16 protein-coding genes, 1 tRNA gene and 1 pseudogene are annotated in these 19644 nt (G+C 66.0%); 1 reads left to right on the forward strand and 17 read right to left on the reverse strand.

Translation table 11 applies throughout. The annotated features are described in order from the left end of the window. The first annotated feature begins 27 nt into the window (after positions 1–27). Positions 28–1692: a bifunctional 3'-5' exonuclease/DNA polymerase gene (locus tag BM197_RS14145; protein ID WP_090712667.1), complete on the forward strand. Its 1665-nt coding sequence runs from the start codon at positions 28–30 to the stop codon at positions 1690–1692. Here BM197_RS14145 and BM197_RS14150 read toward each other — a convergent pair. The 17 genes and pseudogenes from BM197_RS14150 to BM197_RS14230 form a co-directional block, all read right to left on the reverse strand. Next, entirely contained in the window at positions 1661–2380 is a 720-nt protein-coding gene (locus BM197_RS14150; protein WP_090712668.1) for a cation efflux transmembrane domain-containing protein, read from the reverse strand. The genes BM197_RS14145 and BM197_RS14150 overlap by 32 nt on opposite strands. A 138-nt stretch (positions 2381–2518) precedes the next feature. Beyond that, positions 2519–2594, reverse strand: a tRNA-Leu gene (locus BM197_RS14155). 13 nt (positions 2595–2607) lie between these two features. Next, a complete protein-coding gene (locus BM197_RS14160) occupies positions 2608–3600 on the reverse strand; it encodes an NAD(P)-dependent alcohol dehydrogenase (RefSeq protein ID WP_090712670.1) in 993 nt (330 codons plus the stop codon). Positions 3601–3734: 134 nt separating this feature from the next. Beyond that, entirely contained in the window at positions 3735–5162 is a 1428-nt protein-coding gene (locus BM197_RS14165; RefSeq protein ID WP_090712672.1) for an NAD(P)/FAD-dependent oxidoreductase, read from the reverse strand. A gap of 43 nt (positions 5163–5205) precedes the next feature. Next, a complete protein-coding gene (locus BM197_RS14170) occupies positions 5206–6471 on the reverse strand; it encodes a S8 family serine peptidase (RefSeq protein WP_090712761.1) in 1266 nt (421 codons plus the stop codon). Between the two features lie 5 nt (positions 6472–6476). Next, on the reverse strand, positions 6477–7025 hold the full coding sequence (locus tag BM197_RS14175; RefSeq protein ID WP_090712674.1) for a DUF501 domain-containing protein: 549 nt from the start codon (positions 7023–7025) through the stop codon (positions 6477–6479). A 17-nt stretch (positions 7026–7042) separates the two neighbouring features. Then, positions 7043–7600, reverse strand: a complete 558-nt coding sequence (locus BM197_RS14180; protein ID WP_143095084.1) for an FtsB family cell division protein — start codon at positions 7598–7600, stop codon at positions 7043–7045. A gap of 87 nt (positions 7601–7687) precedes the next feature. Next, on the reverse strand, positions 7688–8968 hold the full coding sequence (gene eno / locus BM197_RS14185) for a phosphopyruvate hydratase (RefSeq protein ID WP_090712678.1): 1281 nt from the start codon (positions 8966–8968) through the stop codon (positions 7688–7690). 210 nt (positions 8969–9178) lie between these two features. Further along, the gene (hisS, locus tag BM197_RS14190) at positions 9179–10462 is read right to left on the reverse strand and encodes a histidine--tRNA ligase (protein ID WP_090712680.1); all 1284 of its coding nucleotides are present in this window, start codon (positions 10460–10462) and stop codon (positions 9179–9181) included. Between the two features lie 51 nt (positions 10463–10513). Beyond that, complete coding sequence (locus BM197_RS14195; protein ID WP_090712682.1) at positions 10514–11176, reverse strand: nucleoside triphosphate pyrophosphohydrolase; 663 nt, start codon at positions 11174–11176, stop codon at positions 10514–10516. Positions 11177–11180: 4 nt separating this feature from the next. Then, positions 11181–12593, reverse strand: coding sequence for an aldehyde dehydrogenase family protein (locus tag BM197_RS14200; protein ID WP_342714591.1), 1413 nt, complete (start codon positions 12591–12593; stop codon positions 11181–11183). Then, complete coding sequence (locus BM197_RS14205) at positions 12590–13465, reverse strand: SDR family NAD(P)-dependent oxidoreductase (protein WP_090712764.1); 876 nt, start codon at positions 13463–13465, stop codon at positions 12590–12592. The genes BM197_RS14200 and BM197_RS14205 overlap by 4 nt, the downstream gene beginning before the upstream one ends. A 66-nt stretch (positions 13466–13531) precedes the next feature. Continuing rightward, positions 13532–17146, reverse strand: a complete 3615-nt coding sequence (gene mfd, locus BM197_RS14210; RefSeq protein WP_090712685.1) for a transcription-repair coupling factor — start codon at positions 17144–17146, stop codon at positions 13532–13534. Positions 17147–17200: 54 nt separating this feature from the next. After that, on the reverse strand, positions 17201–17818 hold the full coding sequence (gene pth, locus BM197_RS14215; protein ID WP_090712687.1) for an aminoacyl-tRNA hydrolase: 618 nt from the start codon (positions 17816–17818) through the stop codon (positions 17201–17203). Positions 17819–17906: 88 nt separating this feature from the next. Then, positions 17907–18506: a 50S ribosomal protein L25/general stress protein Ctc gene (locus BM197_RS14220; protein ID WP_090712689.1), complete on the reverse strand. Its 600-nt coding sequence runs from the start codon at positions 18504–18506 to the stop codon at positions 17907–17909. A gap of 283 nt (positions 18507–18789) precedes the next feature. Then, positions 18790–19326, reverse strand: coding sequence for a gluconokinase (locus BM197_RS14225; RefSeq protein ID WP_090712690.1), 537 nt, complete (start codon positions 19324–19326; stop codon positions 18790–18792). Continuing rightward, positions 19323–19589 (reverse strand): annotated as a pseudogene (locus tag BM197_RS14230) (hypothetical protein); the annotation flags it as partial. The gene BM197_RS14225 and the pseudogene BM197_RS14230, both read right to left, overlap by 4 nt. Positions 19590–19644 lie beyond the last annotated feature (55 nt).

The following is a 19644-nucleotide window of genomic DNA, read 5'->3' on the forward strand; positions in this document are numbered from 1 at the left end:
GTCGGTGGCGAACGGGAGAATGGACGGGTGTTCATTGTTCTGGCAGGGTCCCCACGTGGCGGCATCACGCTGACGGAACTTACTCCAGAGGGCGTCGCGTCTGCACCCCTCCGCCTCGACGGGGCCGGACTCCTCACCGCCGTGGCCAGTCGTGAGCCACAACGGCCGCGGTGGGTGTGGAGCGACACGGCCCTCTGGTACCCGGCGCTTCTCCAAGCGGGACTGCGGGTCGAGCGCTCACAGGATCTCCGACTGGCGCACCGCATTCTGAAACTCGCCGAGGCGACGAAGGGCACAGCCCTGCGGGACGCCCCAGCGAACGCGTGGGACGGTTCCGCGGTCCCTCCCGGCGATCACGCGAACACGCTGTTCGACGACGGGGCGTCAGAGAACGGCGCCGATCCCATCGCAGAATTCCTGTTGCAGCGCCACACACTCGACGACGTGGCGCGCACCGACCCAGCGAAGGCAGCGCGCCTCCAGTTGCTGCTGGCGGCTGAGTCCTGCGGCGCCTTGATCGCCGAGGAGATGCGGTTCACCGGCATGCCCTGGCGCAGGGACGTTCACGCCGCAACGCTCGAGGAGGCACTCGGGCCGCGTCCGCAGTTCGGCGGGCGACCCGCGAAGCTCGAGGGTCTGGCCGACCGGATCCGCGTCGCACTGGACAACCCGGCGCTCAACCCTGATTCGCAACCGGATCTGCTCCGCTCGTTGAAGAGGGCGGGCCTGCCTGTGACGGGAACAAGCAAATGGGAGCTGCGCGAGTTGCGGCATCCCGCCATCGAACCGTTGCTGGAATTCAAGAAAGGCGCCCGGCTGTTGTCCGCGAACGGCTGGGCGTGGATGGACGCGTGGGTGCAGAACGGACGGTTCCATCCCGAGTACGTCGTTGGTGGGGTGGTCACCGGCCGGTGGGCCACCCGGGGCGGAGGCGCCCTCCAGTTGCCAGCCGAGGTCCGCGGAGCGGTGCACGCCGATGAGGGCTGGTCGCTCGTCGTGGCGGACGCCGCCCAGCTGGAACCTCGAATCATCGCGGCGATGTCCCGCGATGAAGCCATGGCTGCGGCCGGCCGCAAACGTGACCTCTACCAGGGCCTCGTCGACGCTGGCGTCGTCGACACCCGCGCGCACGCGAAGATCGCGATGCTCGGTGCGCTCTACGGGGCGACCAGCGGTGAAAGCGCCCGGCTCATGCCGCGGCTGACCCGTGCGTTCCCGCGGGTGATTGGCCTCGTCGAGGCTGCGGCCCGCGCCGGGGAACGCGGTGAGCAGGTGAGCACGTGGCTCGGTCGCAGCTCCCCCCTGCCCGGTGACGACTGGGCAGGCGCTGACGCCGTTCCGTCGACGGATGCCCCGGCGGCGGACGACCGGCGGGCGCGTCAGGCGGCTCGTGACTGGGGACGCTTCACTCGCAACTTCGTCGCCCAGGGCACCGCGGCGGAGTGGGCGATGTGCTGGATGGCCGGGCTGCGCCAACGACTCCGCGCCCTCGCCGACGAGCGGGGCGAACCGCACCTGGTGCTCTTCCTGCACGATGAGGTCATGGTGCACACGCCCGCCCACCTCGCTGACGCGGTCACAATCGCCGTGACTGAGGCCGCGGACGACGCCGGTCGCCTGCTTTTCGGAAACTTCCCGGTCGATTTCGCGCTGACGGTCGCTACGGTGTCGAGTTACGACCAGGCCAAGTAGCGCGTGGGGTCACGTCAGCCGGTGCGGGTCGCTCGCCGGTGAGAACCGACACAGGCACAGGGAACGCCTCACCCTTCCACGCTTGGAGCCCTTCACCGATTGCGAAGGCGGCGATCACGAGCGCGGCGATCGAATCCGCCCAAGCCCAACTGAACAGAGTGTTGAGCAGCAGCCCGGCGAGGAGCGTGGCGGACAGGTAGCTGCAGATCAGGGTCTGCTTCGAGTCGGCGATCGCTGATGCCGACCCGAGCTCCCTTCCGGCGCGGCGCTCGAACCAGCTCAGGAACGGCATCGCAATCAAGCTGACAGCGGCGAGGAGGATGCCGACGGCGCTGTGTTCCGCATCACGCACGCCGAAGAGGGACAGCAATGCGTCGACGCTGACGTAGGCGGCGAGGCCGAAGAAGGAGAACGCGATGACCCGCAACGCGACCTTTTCACGCTTCTGGGGGTCGGATGCTGTGAACTGCCAGGCCACCGCGGCGGCCGACAACACTTCAACGATCGAGTCTAGGCCGAACCCGATGAGGGCGGCGGAGGATGCCACGGCTCCGGCTGCCAGGGCGATGATCGCCTCGAGAATGTTGTAGGTGATCGTGATGGCAACGATCAGCCGGATGCGGCGTTGCAACGCCGCCCTGCGGGGCATCCCGGGCATCCGGTCGAGACCACGTGTGGTCGCGCTCATACTTTGACGATACAGCGGGCGCTGACCGCCAAACACCCTCGGGGTGCCCCCACCCGGATGCCGACATCGCCGAACGCTCTCAGCAGAGTCACGACGTCGGTGCCTGAACGTCGGGTTTCCTGGTCTTTCTGTCCGGGCTGGTACCCCCGGTGGGACTCGAACCCACACTGGAGCGATTTTAAGTCGCCTGTCTCTGCCATTGGACTACGGGGGCATGCCTGAATAGCTTATTGCGCGGGACCGGGAGCATCTGACGCTCCCCCGGCAGCCTGAGGGGTTACGACGACTTTGCCGAGCGCACGCCCCTCACCGACCGTCGCGAGCGCCTGGGGCACCTCGTCAATCGAGAAGGTGCGGTCGATGTGGATGCGCACCTCACCGGCGATGCACCGCTCCGCGACCGGCCCGAAGTATTCCGGACCCTCCCTCGCCACGAGGATCCCCAGCCGCCGCCCGGTGAGCGCTGCGGCGGCCGCTCCGACGGTCGCCACCCGCAGGAGTGCACGAACGGTTCCGCCGACACAGAGATAACGGCCCCCGCGAGCCAGCGCCCGCCGGTAAGCGAACACGGATCGGTAGGCGACGAGATCCAGAACAAGATCGAACGGCTCCTGCCGGGTGAAGTCCTCTTTGCGGTAGTCGAGGACCTCGTCGGCACCGACATCGCGCATGAACGCGAGCTTGCCCGCATTGTCGACACCGGTGACATGTGCCCCGGCGAGCGAGGCAAGTTGGATGGCGAACGCGCCGGCCCCTCCCCCCGCGCCGTTGATGAGCACTCGCTGGCCCGGCCGTGCGATCGCTGTCCCCTGAACCGCGATCGCCCCCGACTGAGGCAGCGTCGACGCTTCGACGAAGCTCAACTGTGCGGGTTTACGCACGAGCGATGCTTCAGCTGCCACAGCGAACTCGGCGAAACCGCCCATAAGGCGCAGGTTGTCCCCGTAGACCTCGTCCCCAACGCGGAACCGCGTCACCCCGGATCCGACCGCTGCGATCCGTCCCGCGATGTCGGAGCCCAGCACCGGCCGCGCGGGAGTTCGCAGCCCGCCGATCCGCGCGTACGCCGGTTTGCCCATCAGGGACTCCCAGTCGGACAGGTTGACCGAGGTAGCCGCGACTTCGACGAGCACCTGATTCGCTCCTGGTACGGGTACCGAAACCTCTTCCACCCGCAGCATGTCAGACAGCCCGTAGCGGTCGTAGACAACCGCCTTCATGAGAGGGCGCTGTCGAACGCCGCACGCCCGAGAGGGAACATGCCAGCAAGTGTAGTGAGCCAGGGATGCCGACGACCCGGTTAATGATGATGAGCCCGGTCCATTCCCGGACCGGGCTCATCACTCATACCGCGCTACTTCGACGCGGCGACGGATTCCTTCTCGATGGCCGGCTTCGCTACCTTCTTGACGGCCGGCTTCTTGAGGGCTTCAACCGGCTTGACCGTATCCGCGGCGGCGGGCGGCTTCGGACGGGAGGCGAACTCCTCGAAAGCGGCCCGAGGCGTCTGCACAGCGATCAGGCTCACAATGTCGCGGCCCAGGAAGAAGTTGGTGACCCATCCCACGATGACGCGGATCTTGCGCTCCCAGGTCGGCATGGCCAGACCGTGGTAGGCACGGTGCGCAAGCCAGGCAGGGAAGCCCTTGATGGCGATCTTGCCGGACTGGAAGACACCAACGCCAAGACCGAGGCCGGCGACGGCGCCCGCGTTCTTGTGGACGTACTGCTTCGGGTCCTCGTTGCGGAGGACCGCGACGATGTTCTTCGCCATGAGCTTGCCCTGGCGAACGGCGTGCTGGGCGTTCGGCACGCAGTAGCCGCCAACGCCGCCACCGGAAAGGTCGGGGACCGCAGACACGTCACCGGCACCCCACGCATCCGGGACGATCTCGTCGTCGGTGCCGACGCGGAGGTCCGGGCGCACAACGAGACGGCCGCGCTCTTCGATCGGGAGGTCGGTGTTACGGACGATCTGCGGGTTGGCCATGACGCCAGCGGTCCAGATGATGAGGTCGGACTCGAACGTCTCACCGGTCGACAGCTCGATCTTGCCGTTGACGGCTGAGGTCAGCTGGGTGTCGAGGTGAACGAGAGCGCCGCGCTCGGCGAGGTTCTTGAGCACCCAGTGGCTGGTCTTCTCGCTGACCTCGGGCATGATTCGCCCCATCGCCTCGATGAGGTGGAACTCGACCTCTTCGAATGTGATCTCGGGGTAGTTCTTGAGCAGCGCGCTCGCGAAGGAGCGGAGTTCGGCGAAGACTTCGATGCCGGCGAAGCCGCCACCGACGACGACGAAGTTGAGCAGGCGTGCGCGCTCAGGTCCGGCCGGGAGGGTGGCTGCCTTGTCGAAGTTCGACAGGACGCGGTCGCGGATCGCGACAGCCTCTTCGATCGTCTTGAGGCCGATCGCCTCGTCGGCGACACCCGGGATCGGGAACGTGCGTGACACAGCGCCGGCGGTGACCACGACGATGTCGTAGTTGAACTCCCATGGCTCGCCCACGGCTGGGAGGATCGTCGCCTTCTTCTGGGCGTGGTTGATGTTGGTGACCTTGGCCGTGAGGATGTTCGTCTTCTTGAGGTGACGGCGTTGGGCGACGACCGCGTGACGCGGTTCGATCGACCCTGCTGCCACTTCGGGGAGGAACGGCTGGTAGGTCATGTACGGAAGCGGGTCAACGACGGTGACCTCTGCTTCTCCATGACGCAGCCACTTTTCAAGCTTCCATGCGGTGTAAAAACCGGCATAGCCGCCACCGACAATCAAAATTTTTGGCACGGTGAAAATTCTCCTACTGGGGGGTCGCACGGACTCAAGCAGGCTACTGTCTTCGAACCGACCGCTTGAGGTGCCGGGTGGCACCGATGGCACCGAGCACTACTAGGGTACCAGTTCCCAAGAACAGGGCGAGCGGAAGGCTGACATACAGCAGGGTGTCGCGCGTCGGGAGGAAAGGATTCGGCGGGCCGGGGGCCGTATCAAGCGGCGGGACCTCAGGGATCGTTCCCGTGTCCTGAGGGATTGCTTCGGGCGCGGATGCCGCCTTCCGGTGCTGCGTGATCCAGGCGGCGAGGTCCCCCATTGGATTCTCGTCGACAGTTTTGACATCCGCTGTCACCGCGGCAACGGCGTTCAGATAGCCGTATCCGTAGATGGCATTCGGAAGGACTTCACCCTGCACCGGACTGGCGGTGCGGATGATGCGGTTGATGACGTTGGCGGCATCCATGTCCGGGTATCGCGAACGGACGAGGGCCGCGACGCCGGCGACGATCGGGGATGCCCCGCTGGTTCCTGCCCACTGGACGTACCCGCCGTCGGGTGAGACGCCGACGAGTTCTTCGCTCGGCGCGGCCACCGACAGGGTGATCCCCCTGCTCGACGCGTCGTAGCTCGCCTTGCCTGACGCGTCGACGCCGGCGACGACGAGGACGCCGGGGATGGTGGCCGGAGCCCCCACCTCTTCGGTTCCGCTGCCGCGGTTGCCAGCCGCAGCGACGACGATGACGTCGTTGTCGTACGCGTAGGTGAACGCCTCGTCCCAGCTCTCGGGCCAGTCCTTGGTGTTGGTCGTCAGCGACATATTGATGACATCCGCACCGTTGTCGACGGCGAAATGGATCGCATCAGCGATCTGGTCGGCAAATGGAATGGTGGATCCGCTCGAGCCGAAACCCACGGAAATCGAAATGAGGCTGGCCCCGGGCGCTGCGCCGATCACACCGGCGCCGTCGCCATTGCCTCGCCCTGCGGCGAGCGATGCGACCCAGCTGCCGTGTGGGTTCTCATCCGCCCCACCCACCGGGGTTCTGCCGTTGGCGCCGCCGACACCCGAGGCGTCATGGCCGGCGACAACCGCTCCGGCGAACTCCGCGGGGCCGTCGGCGATGCCGGTGTCGATGATCGCGATCGTCGTGCCAGCGCCGGTGCTGTGCTGCCACGCATCCGCGATGCCATAGTTGGCGAGCCAGTACTGGGCATCACGGACCGGGTCGGCGTGCGCCGGGGTCACCCCGGCCGCGACCACCCCGACGACGAAGAGCGTCGCCAGCCCCCCTGCGAAGATCCCCCGGGTCTTCTGCAGCATCGAGCTCACTCCCCCGCCGGGGTAGCCTCGTCGCGATCAGCCTCATCATCGACGTCCACACATGCGCACACGTTCGGGGACCAGTCGGCCCGCTCCAGCGCGCGATCACCGATCGGATTGACTCCAGGGCCTGCCGCAAGGGCGTGGCCGACGAGAGCGTGGAGGCACTTCACGCGGACAGGCATCCCGCCTGCGGAAATATTCGCAATCTCCGGAACCACCGCGATGCTCTCCCGATCGGTGAGGTAAGCCTGATGCGCTGATGTGTACGCGGCACGGAGGTCCTCGTCCGCGGCGAGGTCATCGTTGTACTCGTTCATCACCTGCGTGGCTTCGAGCGTCGACACGGCGGCTGTCGCAGCGGGGTGTGTGAGGTAGTAGAAGGTCGGGAACGGCGTACCGTCATCAAGCCGGGGAGCTGTCGACACGACGGTCGGCGCCCCGCAGACACAGCGCGCCGCAATCCCGACGACATTGCGGGCTGGTCGTCCCAGTTGGGCGGAGACGGCCCGGATATCGTCGGCCGTCACGGTCTCGAATGGCGGTGTCGTCATGCACCCATTATCCCAGCTCAGGGAGTGGGCTCCGGCGTGGGTGCCTGAGGAGCAGACGGAGCGGTCGAGACGTCCGTCAGTCCTGCGGTGACAAGGGAGGCCAGCATCGACTCGGCCCAGTTCACTTTCGTCGCGGTCAGTTCCGTGCTGACCGGAGCCTCATCCTTGCCGAGCAGCGCCGAATCGACGTCATTCAGGACGATGAAGCTGACTTCGCCGGGGTTGACGTAGAACAGGCGGTCGCGTGCCTGGGTCATCACGTATGTGCTGTCGTTCCAGCGTTCGCGTTCGACGCTCAGCCGCTCGATCTCGTCTTCACTCTCAGCGACGGATGCTTCCAGTTGCGCGATCTGCTGGCGCTGCTCGATGTACGCCTTGAGGTTCGGCGCAATGACGACGATCCCGAGCACCAGAAGCGACATCATCAGGAGACCGAAACCCGAGAAACGGATGCCCCTGATCCAGCTTCCCGCCTCAGCTTCGGGCGCTGGTGTTCCGTTGGGGCCGGCCCATCGCGCTGCTCTGGCCGGTCGCCTTGTCGAGCTCGAGCGGGTGCTTCCTGGTCGTCTGGCCACGCGCCGCTCCTCTTCGTTCTCTAGCGGTCCAAGCACAACTCCCGGTATGGGTCGATCTTCGACGCATACCGGGAGTTGTTGGGACGGTTACGCCGAGAACCGCGGGAAGGCGCTGCGGCCCGCGTAAACCGCGGATTCGCCCAGCTCTTCTTCGATCCTCAACAGCTGATTGTACTTCGCGACCCGCTCGGACCGGGCAGGCGCACCGGTCTTGATCTGGCCGGCGTTGGTGGCAACGGCGAGGTCGGCGATGGTGGTGTCCTCGGTCTCACCGGAGCGGTGCGAGAGGATCGCCGTGTAGCTGGAGCGCTGTGCCAGGGCGACGGCGTCGAGGGTCTCGGTGAGGGTACCGATCTGGTTCACCTTGACGAGGATGGAGTTGCCGGCCTTGAGCTCGATGCCCTTGCCGAGACGGCTCGGGTTGGTCACGAACAGGTCGTCGCCGACGATCTGCACCTTGTCGCCCAGTTCGGCGGTGAGGTGCTGGTAGCCTTCCCAGTCCTCCTCCTCGAGCGGGTCCTCGATGGAGACGAGCGGGTACGCCGCGACGAGCTCCGCGTAGTACGCGCTGAGCTCCTGCGCCGAGAGCTGCTTGCCTTCGAAGTGGTAGGAACCGTCCTTGAAGAATTCGGTTGCTGCGACGTCGAGTGCCAGCGCGATGTCCTTGCCCGGGGTGTAACCGGCGTTGGTGATCGCTTCGACGATAAGGTCGAGTGCCGCGCGGTTGCTCGGCAGGTTCGGCGCGAATCCGCCCTCGTCGCCAAGGCCGGTGGCGAGGCCCTTCGACTTCAGCAGCGCTTTGAGCGCGTGGTAGGTCTCGACGCCCCAGCGAAGGCCCTCGGAGAAGCTCTCCGCGCCCAGCGGGACGATCATGAATTCCTGGATGTCGACGTCGTTGTCCGCGTGCGAACCACCGTTGATGATGTTCAGGAGCGGCACCGGAAGCACGTGGGCGTTCGGACCACCGAGGTAGCGGTACAAGGGAAGGTTGGCGGCCTGTGCGGCAGCCTTTGCAACGGCGAGGCTCACGCCGAGAATGGCGTTGGCGCCGAGGCGTTCCTTGTTGTCGGTGCCGTCAAGGTCGCGGAGAGTCTTGTCCAGCAGTCGCTGGTCGTCGGCCTCGAGCCCTTCGACAGCGTCGCCGATCTCGTCGAGGACCGCGTCAACGGCGTTGAGGACGCCCTTGCCCTGGTAACGGTCGGCGTCTCCGTCCCGCAGTTCGTAGGCTTCAAACGCGCCGGTCGAAGCGCCGGACGGAACGGCTGCACGCTCCACCGTGCCATCGTCGAGGAGAACCTCGACCTCAACGGTCGGGTTCCCGCGGGAATCCAGAATTTCGCGAGCGCCTACAGCATCAATAAGTGCCACAGTTTTTCTCCTGTTCGGGGTGTTGCCAGTGGATTGTGTGGAGCGACGTTGACCCGCGCTCAGTCTAGCCACCCGGCTTCGGCAGGTTACGAGCAGGTTTCGGCCGGAGGAGGCACGGGCTCTGACGCTCGCTAATCAGGAGATCACAGGGTTATCAGGACGCTTTCGCGTGTTCTGTCCTGCTAACCGTGCGATTTCCTGCGAATCGTTTCAGCCCAGGGGCTTGAGCTCCAGGTCGGCCGCGGATGCTGTCGCCGGGGTTACGAACGCGAATGCCGAGAAGCCTTCCGCCGTCACACGGTCGAGGAGGGCCTTGAGGTTCTTGACCCGTTTCTCGAGCCTTACCCGCTTCCCCGCAGCGATGAGCTCGGATTTGAGCGCAACCAGGGTGGCCGGTGCGACATCCTGCTCGTAAACCAGCACCAGGGAGTCGGTACCGGCGTCTTCGGCGAGCTCGAGCAGGTCGACGATCCGCTCGAAGCCGATCGAGAACCCCGTCGCCGGCACGTTCTGGCCGAGGAACCGCCCGATCATTCCGTCATAGCGTCCACCACCACCGAGGGAGTAGCCGAGTTCCGGGTGCTCGATCTCGAAGATGGGGCCGGTGTAGTAGCCCATCCCCCGCACGAGGAACGGGTCGAAGACCAGTGGCGTCGAGTCGGCCTGGGTCACCGCCGTGCCGATCGTGGCCAGTTCCGCGATGACGGTGTCGTCGACGCCTGCCGGGAGCTGTGACCGGATCTGCGCTTCGCCGAAGAGCTGGTCGTCAGGTGTCGGACGCGCGAAGAACTCCTCGAGCCGGTTCACGGCTTCGGCGGTCACGTTCCGCTCGCGGAGTTCAGCGAGAACGCCTGCGGTTCCGATCTTGTCGAGCTTGTCGACGGTGATGAGAACGCCTGGGTGCTCCGCGGGAACGAAACCGAACGCATCCAGCATCCCGGTGAGCAGGCGCCGGTCGTTGATCCGCACCCGGCACCCGATGAGTCCGAGTGCGGTGAGGGCGGCGGATGTCGCGCTGATCAGCTCGATTTCAGCGAGGGGTCCTGCCTCACCGATGATGTCGATATCGCACTGCATGAACTGCCGGTAACGGCCCTTCTGCGGGCGCTCCGCTCGCCAGACCGGTGCGATCTGGACGGCACGGAACACGGGAGGGAGCTCGGCACGGTGGGTCGCATAGAACCGGGCCAGCGGGACGGTCAGGTCGAAGCGGAGCCCCAGGTCGGCGAGCGAGTCTAGGCTGCCGGATTCGGCGGCGCTGACCGCATCCTCGGGAGTCAGCCCCCGCTTGAGGACGTTGAACGCAAGCTTTTCGTTGTCACCGCCGAGGCCAGAGTGCAGCCGGGCGTAGTCCTCGACGACGGGTGTTTCGATCTCGTCGAATCCGAAATCGGAGTACACCGCCCGGATGATCCCGAGGGCATGCTCTCGCCTGGCCTTGTCCCGGGGAAGGAAATCGCGCATACCGCGGGGCGGTGTAACAGGAGAGGCCATGGCTCAATTCTGGCATGGGCCCACCGGGCGTCCGGTTCAGGGGCGTCCGGTTCAGGAGGAGCCAGTCGCGGCTTCCTGGTCGCGGATGCCGTCCTGCAGCTCACGGAGCGCCGAGCGGAGCGCCCTCTCTGCGTCGAGCCCCTGCGACCGGGCAGCGGCCGAGATGTCGAGCAGGAGCCGCCCGAGTTCGGCTTCGTCTGAGAATTGGGGTTTCGCCTGGCCCTGGCCTGGGCCGAGAAGGCCCGCGCGCTCTGCTCTGCTGAGCACCTTCTCGGCGAGCGCGAGAGCGGGCATGCTCTGCGGGATGCCGTCGAGTGCGCTCGTCCGTGTGGATTTCTCAGCGGCTTTGGCGGCGCTCCAGACCCGCCAGACTTCCTCGACGGTGAGAGCGGTCTCGTCGCCGAAGACGTGCGGGTGACGTCGGATCATCTTCTCGTTCGCGGCCCGGGCGATGTCGTCGAGCGAGAACCGCTCGGCGGGCGTCCGGCGGGCGATCTCGGCGTGGAACACGACCTGGAGCAAGACATCGCCCAGTTCCTCGAGCATGACGTCGCGGTCGTCCGCTTCAACGGCGTCGATGAGTTCGTAGCTTTCCTCGATGAGGTAGGTGACCAGCGACGCGTGCGTCATCGTCTGGCTCCACACGCAGTTGTCGAGCACCGTGCGCATCGACGCTGCGAGCGCGTCCATGTTCGGTAGGGCCGTGTCGGTCATGGCGTCACCGGCGCCTCTTCGCCGTGCGGGCGACGAAGAGCCGGATGAGGGCCTCGCGCCGGGCTGTGAACGGCGGGTAGATGAGTTTCAGGGTGTCGGGACGGGTGGGTTTGCTGAGCACCGCCTTGTGGTGGCTGAACGTGTCGATCGAGAATTCCCCGTGGTAGCGGCCCATGCCGCTCTCCCCCACCCCACCGAACGGGAGCCCGGGTACCAGCAGATGAGCTGCGGGAATGCTCACGCCGAACGCCCCGGAGGATGTGTCGCGGAGGAATCGGCGGACGATCGCCCGCGACTCGGTGAACAGGTAGAGCGCGAGCGGTTTCTCGCGCGCTGAGATGACCTCGATGGCCTGGTCGACGCCGGATACGTGCACGATTGGGAGGATCGGCCCGAAGATCTCCTCCTGCATCAGCGGCGCGTCCGTCCCGACACCGTCGACGATGGTCGGGGCGATGTATCGCGTTGCCTTGTCGGTTGTTCCACCGATGTCGGCCCGTACACCGTCGAGCAGCGCGGAAAGGCGGGAGAACTGGCGGTCGTTGACGATGCGCCCGTAGTCCGGGCTTGCCTGCGGGTCGTCCCCGTACAGCCGGGAGACGGCGTCCTGCAGGTGCGGAAGGAGCCGTCGTGCAGTTTCCGGCGTCGCGAGGACATAGTCCGGTGCGACACAGGTCTGCCCGGCGTTGAGGAACTTGCCGAAGACCAGGCGGTCCGCGATCTCGGCCGGGTCGGCATCGTCGTGCACGTAGACCGGTGATTTTCCCCCGAGTTCGAGCGTCACCGGGGTGAGGTGTTCGGCGGCCGCGTGGGCGACGATGCGTCCGACCCTGGCGTTGCCTGTGAAGAAGATGTGGTCGAACTTCTCGGTGAGCAGCTCGGTGGTTTCATCGACACCGCCCTCGATCACGGCGACTGCTGACCTGTCGAGGTATTCAGGGATCAGCCGGGCGAGGAGAGCGGATGTCGCCGGCGCGAGTTCGCTCGGTTTCAGGAGAACGGCGTTCCCCGCGGCGAGCGCTCCGGCGAGCGGAACCAGCGCGAGTTGCACGGGATAGTTCCAGGGCCCGATGACGAGCACCACTCCGAGCGGTTCGCGGACGACACGCGCCGCGGCGGGAGCCACCGACAGCGGAACGGACACACGCTTGGGGCGCAGCCAGCGGCGCAGGTGACGGATCGTGTTGTCGATCTCACCGACGACCACGCCGATTTCGCTCATCTGCGACTCGGTTGGGCTCTTTCCCAGATCTGAGGCGAGAGCATCCTCGAGGGCGGAACCCTGTTCGAGCAGCATCCGCCGCAGGGCCGTCAGTTGCCGCAGCCGCCAGGTGATGGGCTTGGTGGTTCCCGCTCGGAAGGCATCCCTCGCCGCGGCGACCCGTGTCGCGAACGCAGAGCTGAGCAGATCGGTCACGAACGTTCCTCCTCGCGTGTCGGTTCCGCCACCCGCGGGGTCGCAACCCGACCGGTGTACTCGTCCATGCTCGAGTAAACCGAGAAGACGCGGTCGGCGACCACATCCCATGCGCGCTGCGGAAGCACACCTTTGAGGGTGCTCGCCAGGCCGACGGTCCACGGAGTTCTCCGCATCGGCTTTCCGGCGAGCATGGCCTGCCAGGCGCGAGCGACGGCGATGTCGGGCGACAGGACGGGCGTCATCAACGGACCCCTGGCGCCTTCGAACATGCCGGTGGCGACGTACGACGGGCAGAATGTTGTGATTCGAACGTGTGCGTTGCCGGAGCGCTCGAGTTCCAGCCGCACCGAGTCGCTCCAGCCGATCAGCGCCCACTTCGACGCTGCGTAAACGCTCATCCGGGGGTTCGACAGAGTGCCTGCGGCGGATGCCACGTTAAGGATGCGTTTCTCCCACGGAGCGTCGGAGATCATCGCCGGCAGGAACTCGCGCGTGATGTGCATCGGTGCGATCGCGTTGATCCGCATGGTCGGTTCGGTGTCACGTTCGGAGTCGGTGTTCCAGAAATACTCGTTGCCCCGGACGATGCCCGCGTTGTTGATGAGAACGTCAGGCACCCGCCCCTCGTCGAGCTCGTGTGTGGCGGCGCTCCTCACGTCGTCGAGCTCTGACACGTCGACGACCCGCGTGTGGATGACCGTCCCATAGCCGGAGAGCGCGCTCGCGGTGGCATCCAGCGTGAGGGCGTCGATGTCCCACAGCGTGACGGACGCCGCCTGTTCCTGGACGGCACGTTGGGCATAGAGACGCCCCATGCCTGACGCTCCCCCGGTCACCAGGACTCGAGCGTGTGAGACGGTGAATGCCACGGGAACCTCCATCGGATGCGGTGGGGTCCCACACTATTCCATCGTCCGCGGAGCGAACCTGTGATGCTACGAAGCGGCCTGTGCTTCCTTCGGCGGCAGGGGGAAGAGCGCGTCGAGGAACTGACCGACCCATGCGATGAGGTCCGCGTCGCTGAGCTTCTCGCCGTGCTTCGCGGGCATCGGCACGATCAGCGCGTTCGCCTGCGCGAGGTACTTCCCGCCGGGATACATCCGGCGAAGTCGTGCCTGCAGCGAGTCCGGGAGGTTTGCGGGCGCGGCTCGCAGGTTCGTCCCCATGGCCACGAGTTCGCTGAGGCCGACCCGCTGGGCTCGTTGGCGCAGGCGGGAGACCGCGATCAGGTTCTGCACCTGAGCGGGCGGTTCCCCGTAGCGGTCGGTGAGCTCGTCGATGACGAGCCCGATCTGGTCGTCGGCCGCGGCTGGCCCGGAAGCAGCTGAGAGCTTTTGGTAGGCCTCCAGCCTCAGACGCTCGCTGTCGACATAGTCCTCGGGGATGTGGGCGTCGACGGGCAACTCGAGCCGCAGTTCGGTCTGGCCTTCGGCAACGTCACCGCGGAAGTCGGCGACGGCCTCGCCGATCATCCGCAGGTACAGGTCGAAGCCGACGCCGGCGATGTGCCCGGCCTGCTCCCCACCGAGCAGGTTGCCCGCGCCACGGATCTCGAGGTCCTTGAGGGCGACCTGCATTCCGCTGCCGAGTTCATTGTTGGCGGCGATCGTCGACAACCGGTCGTGGGCGGTCTCGGACAGCGGCTTGTTCTCGTCGTAGAGGAAGTAGGCGTACGCACGCTCGCGGCCGCGGCCGACCCGGCCGCGCAACTGGTGAAGTTGGCTGAGCCCGTACTTGTCGGCACGGTCGATGATGATCGTGTTGGCGTTCTGGATGTCGAGTCCGGTCTCGATGATCGTCGTGCAGACGAGGACGTCGAACTTGCGCTCCCAGAAGTCGACGACGACACGCTCGAGAGTGCTCTCGGACAGCTGACCGTGTGCGACGGCGATCCGGGCCTCCGGCACGATCTCGGCGAGCTGGGCGGCGATGCGGTTGATGCTCGACACCCGGTTGTGGACGAAGAAGATCTGCCCTTCACGCAGCAGTTCCCTCCGGATTGCAGCACCGACCTGCTTTTCGCTGTATGGGCCGACGAAGCTGAGAATCGGATGCCGTTCCTCGGGTGGCGTGGCGAGGGTCGACATCTCACGGATGCCGGTGACTGCCATCTCGAGGGTGCGGGGAATCGGGGTCGCACTCATCGCCAGGATGTCGACGTTGGTCTTGAGCTTCTTGAGCTTGTCCTTGTGCTCAACACCGAATCGCTGCTCCTCGTCGATGATGACGAGACCGAGGTCTTTGAACGTCATCCCCTCGCTGAGCAGCCGGTGGGTACCGATCACGACATCGATGGTGCCGCGCTCGAGGCCCTCCTGCGTTTCCTTCGCCTCCTTGGCGGTCTGGAACCGGCTGAGGGCGCGAAGGTGCACGGGGAACCCGGCGAAGCGCTCGGCGAAGGTCTCGAAGTGCTGCCGGACGAGCAGCGTCGTCGGTACGAGCATGGCGACCTGCTTGCCGTCCTGGACAGCCTTGAACGCCGCTCGGATGGCGACCTCGGTCTTACCGAATCCAACGTCACCAGAGAGCAGCCGGTCCATCGGGATCGGCCGTTCCATGTCGGCTTTGACCTCGTCGATCGTAGTGAGCTGGTCGGGGGTCTCGGCGAAGGGGAAGGCCTCCTCCAGCTCCCTCTGCCACGGGGTGTCCTTGCTGAACGCGAAACCCTTCGACGCCATCCGCGCTGAGTACAGTTTCACAAGCTCGACGGCGATGTCGCGAACGGCCCTGCGGGCCTTGCCTTTGGCCTGCGCCCAGTCGCTGCCGCCCATCTTCGACAGCGCGGGCGCTTCTCCGCCGACGTAACGGCTGAGCAGGTCGAGCTGGTCGGTGGGGACGAGCAGCTTGTCGCCCGGGTAGCCCCGCTTGGACGGCGCGTATTCGAGGGTCAGGTACTCACGACGGGTCTTCGTCGGGTTCCGGCCTCCGCTGGAAACCTCACGCTGGCTGAGCTCCACGAAACGCCCGATCCCGTGGGTCTGGTGGACGACGTAGTCGCCGGCCTTGAGCTGCAGCGGGTCGACGACGTTCTTACGCCGTGAGGCGAGCTTCTTGACCTGCCGGGAGTCGTAGCCGATGGTGCGGCCGTAGAACTCGTTCTCGCTGATGAGCGCGAGTTTCGCCTCGGCAAGTTCGAAGCCGCTTTCAGCGGTCCCCTGGAGCAGGTAGGCGATGCCGGGCTCTGGGTCGGCTGGGAACCCGTCCACGACCCGCGCAGGAACCTCATGCTCGGCGAGGACGTCGCGGGCACGCTCGACCAGGCCGGTGCCGCGTGCGGCGATACCGACGACCCAGCCCTCACGCAGCCGCGAAGCGACATGCTCAATGGCTCCGTCGACGTTGCCTGAGAAGCTCGGCACCGGGTCGGCGGCGACGCGAACGGTCAGGATTTCGTCCATCTCGCGTTCCTCGGGCAGCACGTCGTCCGGCCCCTGCTGGAACGTGCTGAATGTCCACCAGGGGTGATCGGCCGCTGGCTCACCCGGGGCGGTGAATTGCGTGGCGGTGCGAAGGTCTTCCAGTGTGATGAACTCGCCGCTGGCGAGGTCGATCGGCGCCTGTGCTCCTGCGGTCGCCGCATGCCAGGCGGCGGCGAGGAATTCACGGTTGGTCTCAGACAGGCTGATGGCGCGGGTCGCAACCCGTTCGGGAGACATGACGGCGACTGCCGCACCGGCCGGGAAGTAGTGGCTCACAGACACGAGACGCTCGAGAAGCGCGGGCGCGAGCGATTCCATCCCTTCGACGGGGATGCCGTTGGCAATTTTCTCGAGCATGCCCGACATGTTCGGGAACTCGTGCTGCATTTCGGCCGCTCGCTGGCGGACGGCATCATTGAGCAGCAATTCCCGGCTGGGCGGGAGCGAGATGGTGGGCACGGCATCCGGGATCGACCGCTGGTCGGCGACGGAGAACTCACGGATCTGTTCGACTTCGTCTCCGAAGAATTCCACGCGGTACGGATGCTCCGCCACGGGCGGGAAGACATCGAGGATTCCACCGCGCACGGCGAATTCTCCGCGGCGGGACACCATGTCGACCCGGACGTAGGCGAGCTCGACGAGCTCGGTCGAGAGCCGTTGCAGGTCGTGGCCGCGGGCACCGGCATCCAGCCGGATCGGGTCCACCTCGGTGAGGTTGTCGGCGAGCGGTTGAAGCGCAGCACGAACCGAGGCAACGACGATGAGCGGTGCTGTTCCGTCCCAGTCGGTCATGACCCGGAGTGCGGCGAGTCTCTTGCCGACGATCTCGGCGCTGGGGCTCAGCCGCTCGTGCGGGAGTGTCTCCCAGGCCGGGAAGTCCACGATGCGAGCAGAGGGGATGACGCTCTCCAGCGCCGCGCGCAAGGACTCCGAGTCACGTCCGGTCGGTGTGACAACGAACAGCGCGGCTGGCTTACCCGCCTTGCTACGTGCCTGGAGAAGGCCAGCCAGGAGCGGGGCGCGGAGCCCATCGGTGACGGAGAAGTCAGCGTTCCTGGTGGCGTAGCCGAGGGCGTTGTCAAACGTGGAGGCGCGCGAAAGCGCTTCGATCAAGCCCGAAAGAGTCACCAGAACAGTCTACGCGGCACGTCAGACAGCACGGTCGCCGCACGGGCGGCCGACTCAGGAAGGCGAATGCACCTTCAACTGCGCGGCCTGGAGGCCGTCCGTCGCGAGGAGCGCGACGGCATCCGCTGCGTCTCCTACGAGGTTGGGAAGAACGTCTCGTTCCGCTCCGGCGAAGTCCTTGAGCACGAAGTCGGCGGCGTCCTGGCGTCCAGGCGGGCGCCCGATCCCCACTCGCACACGAAGGAAGTCGGGGCTGTCTGCGGCCTTGGCGATGTCGCGCAGCCCGTTGTGGCCGCCGTGCCCGCCGCCCTGTTTGAGCTTGACGGTGTCGAACGGGAGGTCGAGCTCATCGTGGATGACGATGAGGCGTGCCGGGTCGAGCGAATAGAAGCGGAGCAGTGCCGCGACGGGGCCGCCAGACACGTTCATGTAGCTATTCAGCTTCGCCAGCACCAGTTTCGGTCCGCCGGGGGTGACGAAGCCCTCGGCGACGACAGCCGGGGTCTTGTGCTTGCGGAATCCGGTGCCCATTCGCGCCGCGAGTTCGTCGACGACCATGTGTCCGACATTGTGGCGGTTGCGCGCGTAGGCCGGCCCGGGGTTCCCCAGACCAACGACGAGCCAGGTGTTCTCAGCCACGGCCGGCTCTGCCTTCTCTTTGCGCCACCACATGATTCTCCTTGCTCAAGCAAGCGAGCCTGCCGGTTCGCGACCCCGGAGGTCGCGATCCGGGCAGGCTCGCTGGCGGAATATCCGGTCGTTACTCGGCTGCCGGTGCTGCTTCCGCAGCTCCACCTTCAGCCTCGCCCTCTTCTTCGGTCTCGGCCGGCTCGGAGATGGCGACAACGAGCACGTCGGGGTCGCTGAGCAGGCTGGAACCGGTGGGAAGCGGGACGTCCTTGGCGAGGATGTGCGCGCCGGCCTCGAGGCCCTCGATCGAAACGACGAGGTTCTCAGGGATGTGGGTTGCCTCAGCCTCGATCGACAGCGTGGTCGCGTCGAGGTTGTGGACGGTACCTGCGGCGGACTCACCCTCGAGGTGGACGGGGATGTCAACGGTGACCTTCTCACCCTTGATGACGACGATGAGGTCGAGGTGTTCGATGATGCGGAGCACCGGGTCCTTCTGAACGTCCTTGACCAGCGCGAGGCTCTGCTTGCCGTCGATCTCGAGCTCGAGAACCGCGTTGGACTTGCGGATGATCAGGCCGATCTGGTGGGCGGGCAGGGCGACGTGCTTCGGCTCGGTGCCGCGGCCGTACATGACGGCGGGGATCTTGCCGGTTGCACGGAGCTTGCGGGCAGCGCCCTTGCCGAACGAGGTGCGGGTTTCTGCGACTACTTTGTTGTCGTCAGCCATGGTGTTCTCCTTGTGGTGAGCCTGGGCTCTTCGCGTGAACCGGAGCGCGCTCCGGGTGGTCTGGGAGGAGGCCGGGAATGCCCGACTCCGTGTCAACTCGAACGCATGTCAGCGTGAGGAAAAGCCGGTTCCGTCGAGAAACCATGGTTGCCTTGTCCACCGCGTCGATTACGGATGCCGCTGTAACGCAACGCGCAGCATCCCTCGCCGAAGTTCAGTGGCCAAGTCTACCCCATGGCTGAACCGGTGCATTGCGGACCGGGAAGCCACCGCGCGGCCGCCGTCAGACGGTTGACGCCTTATTGAGCTTCGCCGTCGTCTCAGAGAGGATCTGGGTGACCCTCTGGTCGATGTCGACGACGATTCCGGGCTCATCGTCCTCGAGCGGTTCGAGCGTGGCGAACTGCGAATCGAGGAGGGCAGGCGGCATGAAGTGGTCACTGCGGCCTTCGAGCCGTGACGCGAGCACCTCACGGGTTCCTGAGAGGTGCACGAAGCGAGTCTTCGGGGCGGCCCGGAGGATCGCGTCCCGGTAGGTGCGGCGGAGCGCGGAACAGGCGATGACCATTCCGCTGCCCTGCTCACCGGCATCCGCAAGTGTCTTTCCGACAGTCGCGAGCCATGGCCAGCGGTCATCGTCGTTCAACGGTTGACCGCCGGCCATCTTCTCAACGTTGGACTGCGGGTGAAGTGAGTCACCATCGACGAACGGAACCCCGAGGGCGCCGGCGATGAGCGCGCCGATCGTGCTTTTGCCTGATCCGGAGACCCCCATCACGATGATCTGGATGCCCTCGGATGTTCCGTCGTCAATAGTCATTCGATAATTCTCTCAGTTACCAGTCGTGGACTGTGCCGTCGGTACCAGTCGTGGACTGTGCCGTCGGCGAGCCGGTTGTACGGCAGGTAAGCGGTCTCGTAGGGGTACTTGCCCGCCTCGTCGACGTTCAATTCGACACCGAGTCCAGGCTTGTTGCCCGGGTGCAGCATGCCGTCATTCCAGGTGAAGGACTGTTCGAAGACGCTGTCGGTCTTCGCTCCGTGCTTCATGTACTCCTGGATACCGACGTTGTGGATGTACATTGCGAGGTGCATCGCTGTGCCAAGGTTGCCGGGATGCCGCTGTACCAGCTCCTCG

It is taken from the genome of Mycetocola miduiensis (assembly GCF_900115155.1).
Lineage (GTDB): Bacteria > Actinomycetota > Actinomycetes > Actinomycetales > Microbacteriaceae > Mycetocola_A > Mycetocola_A miduiensis.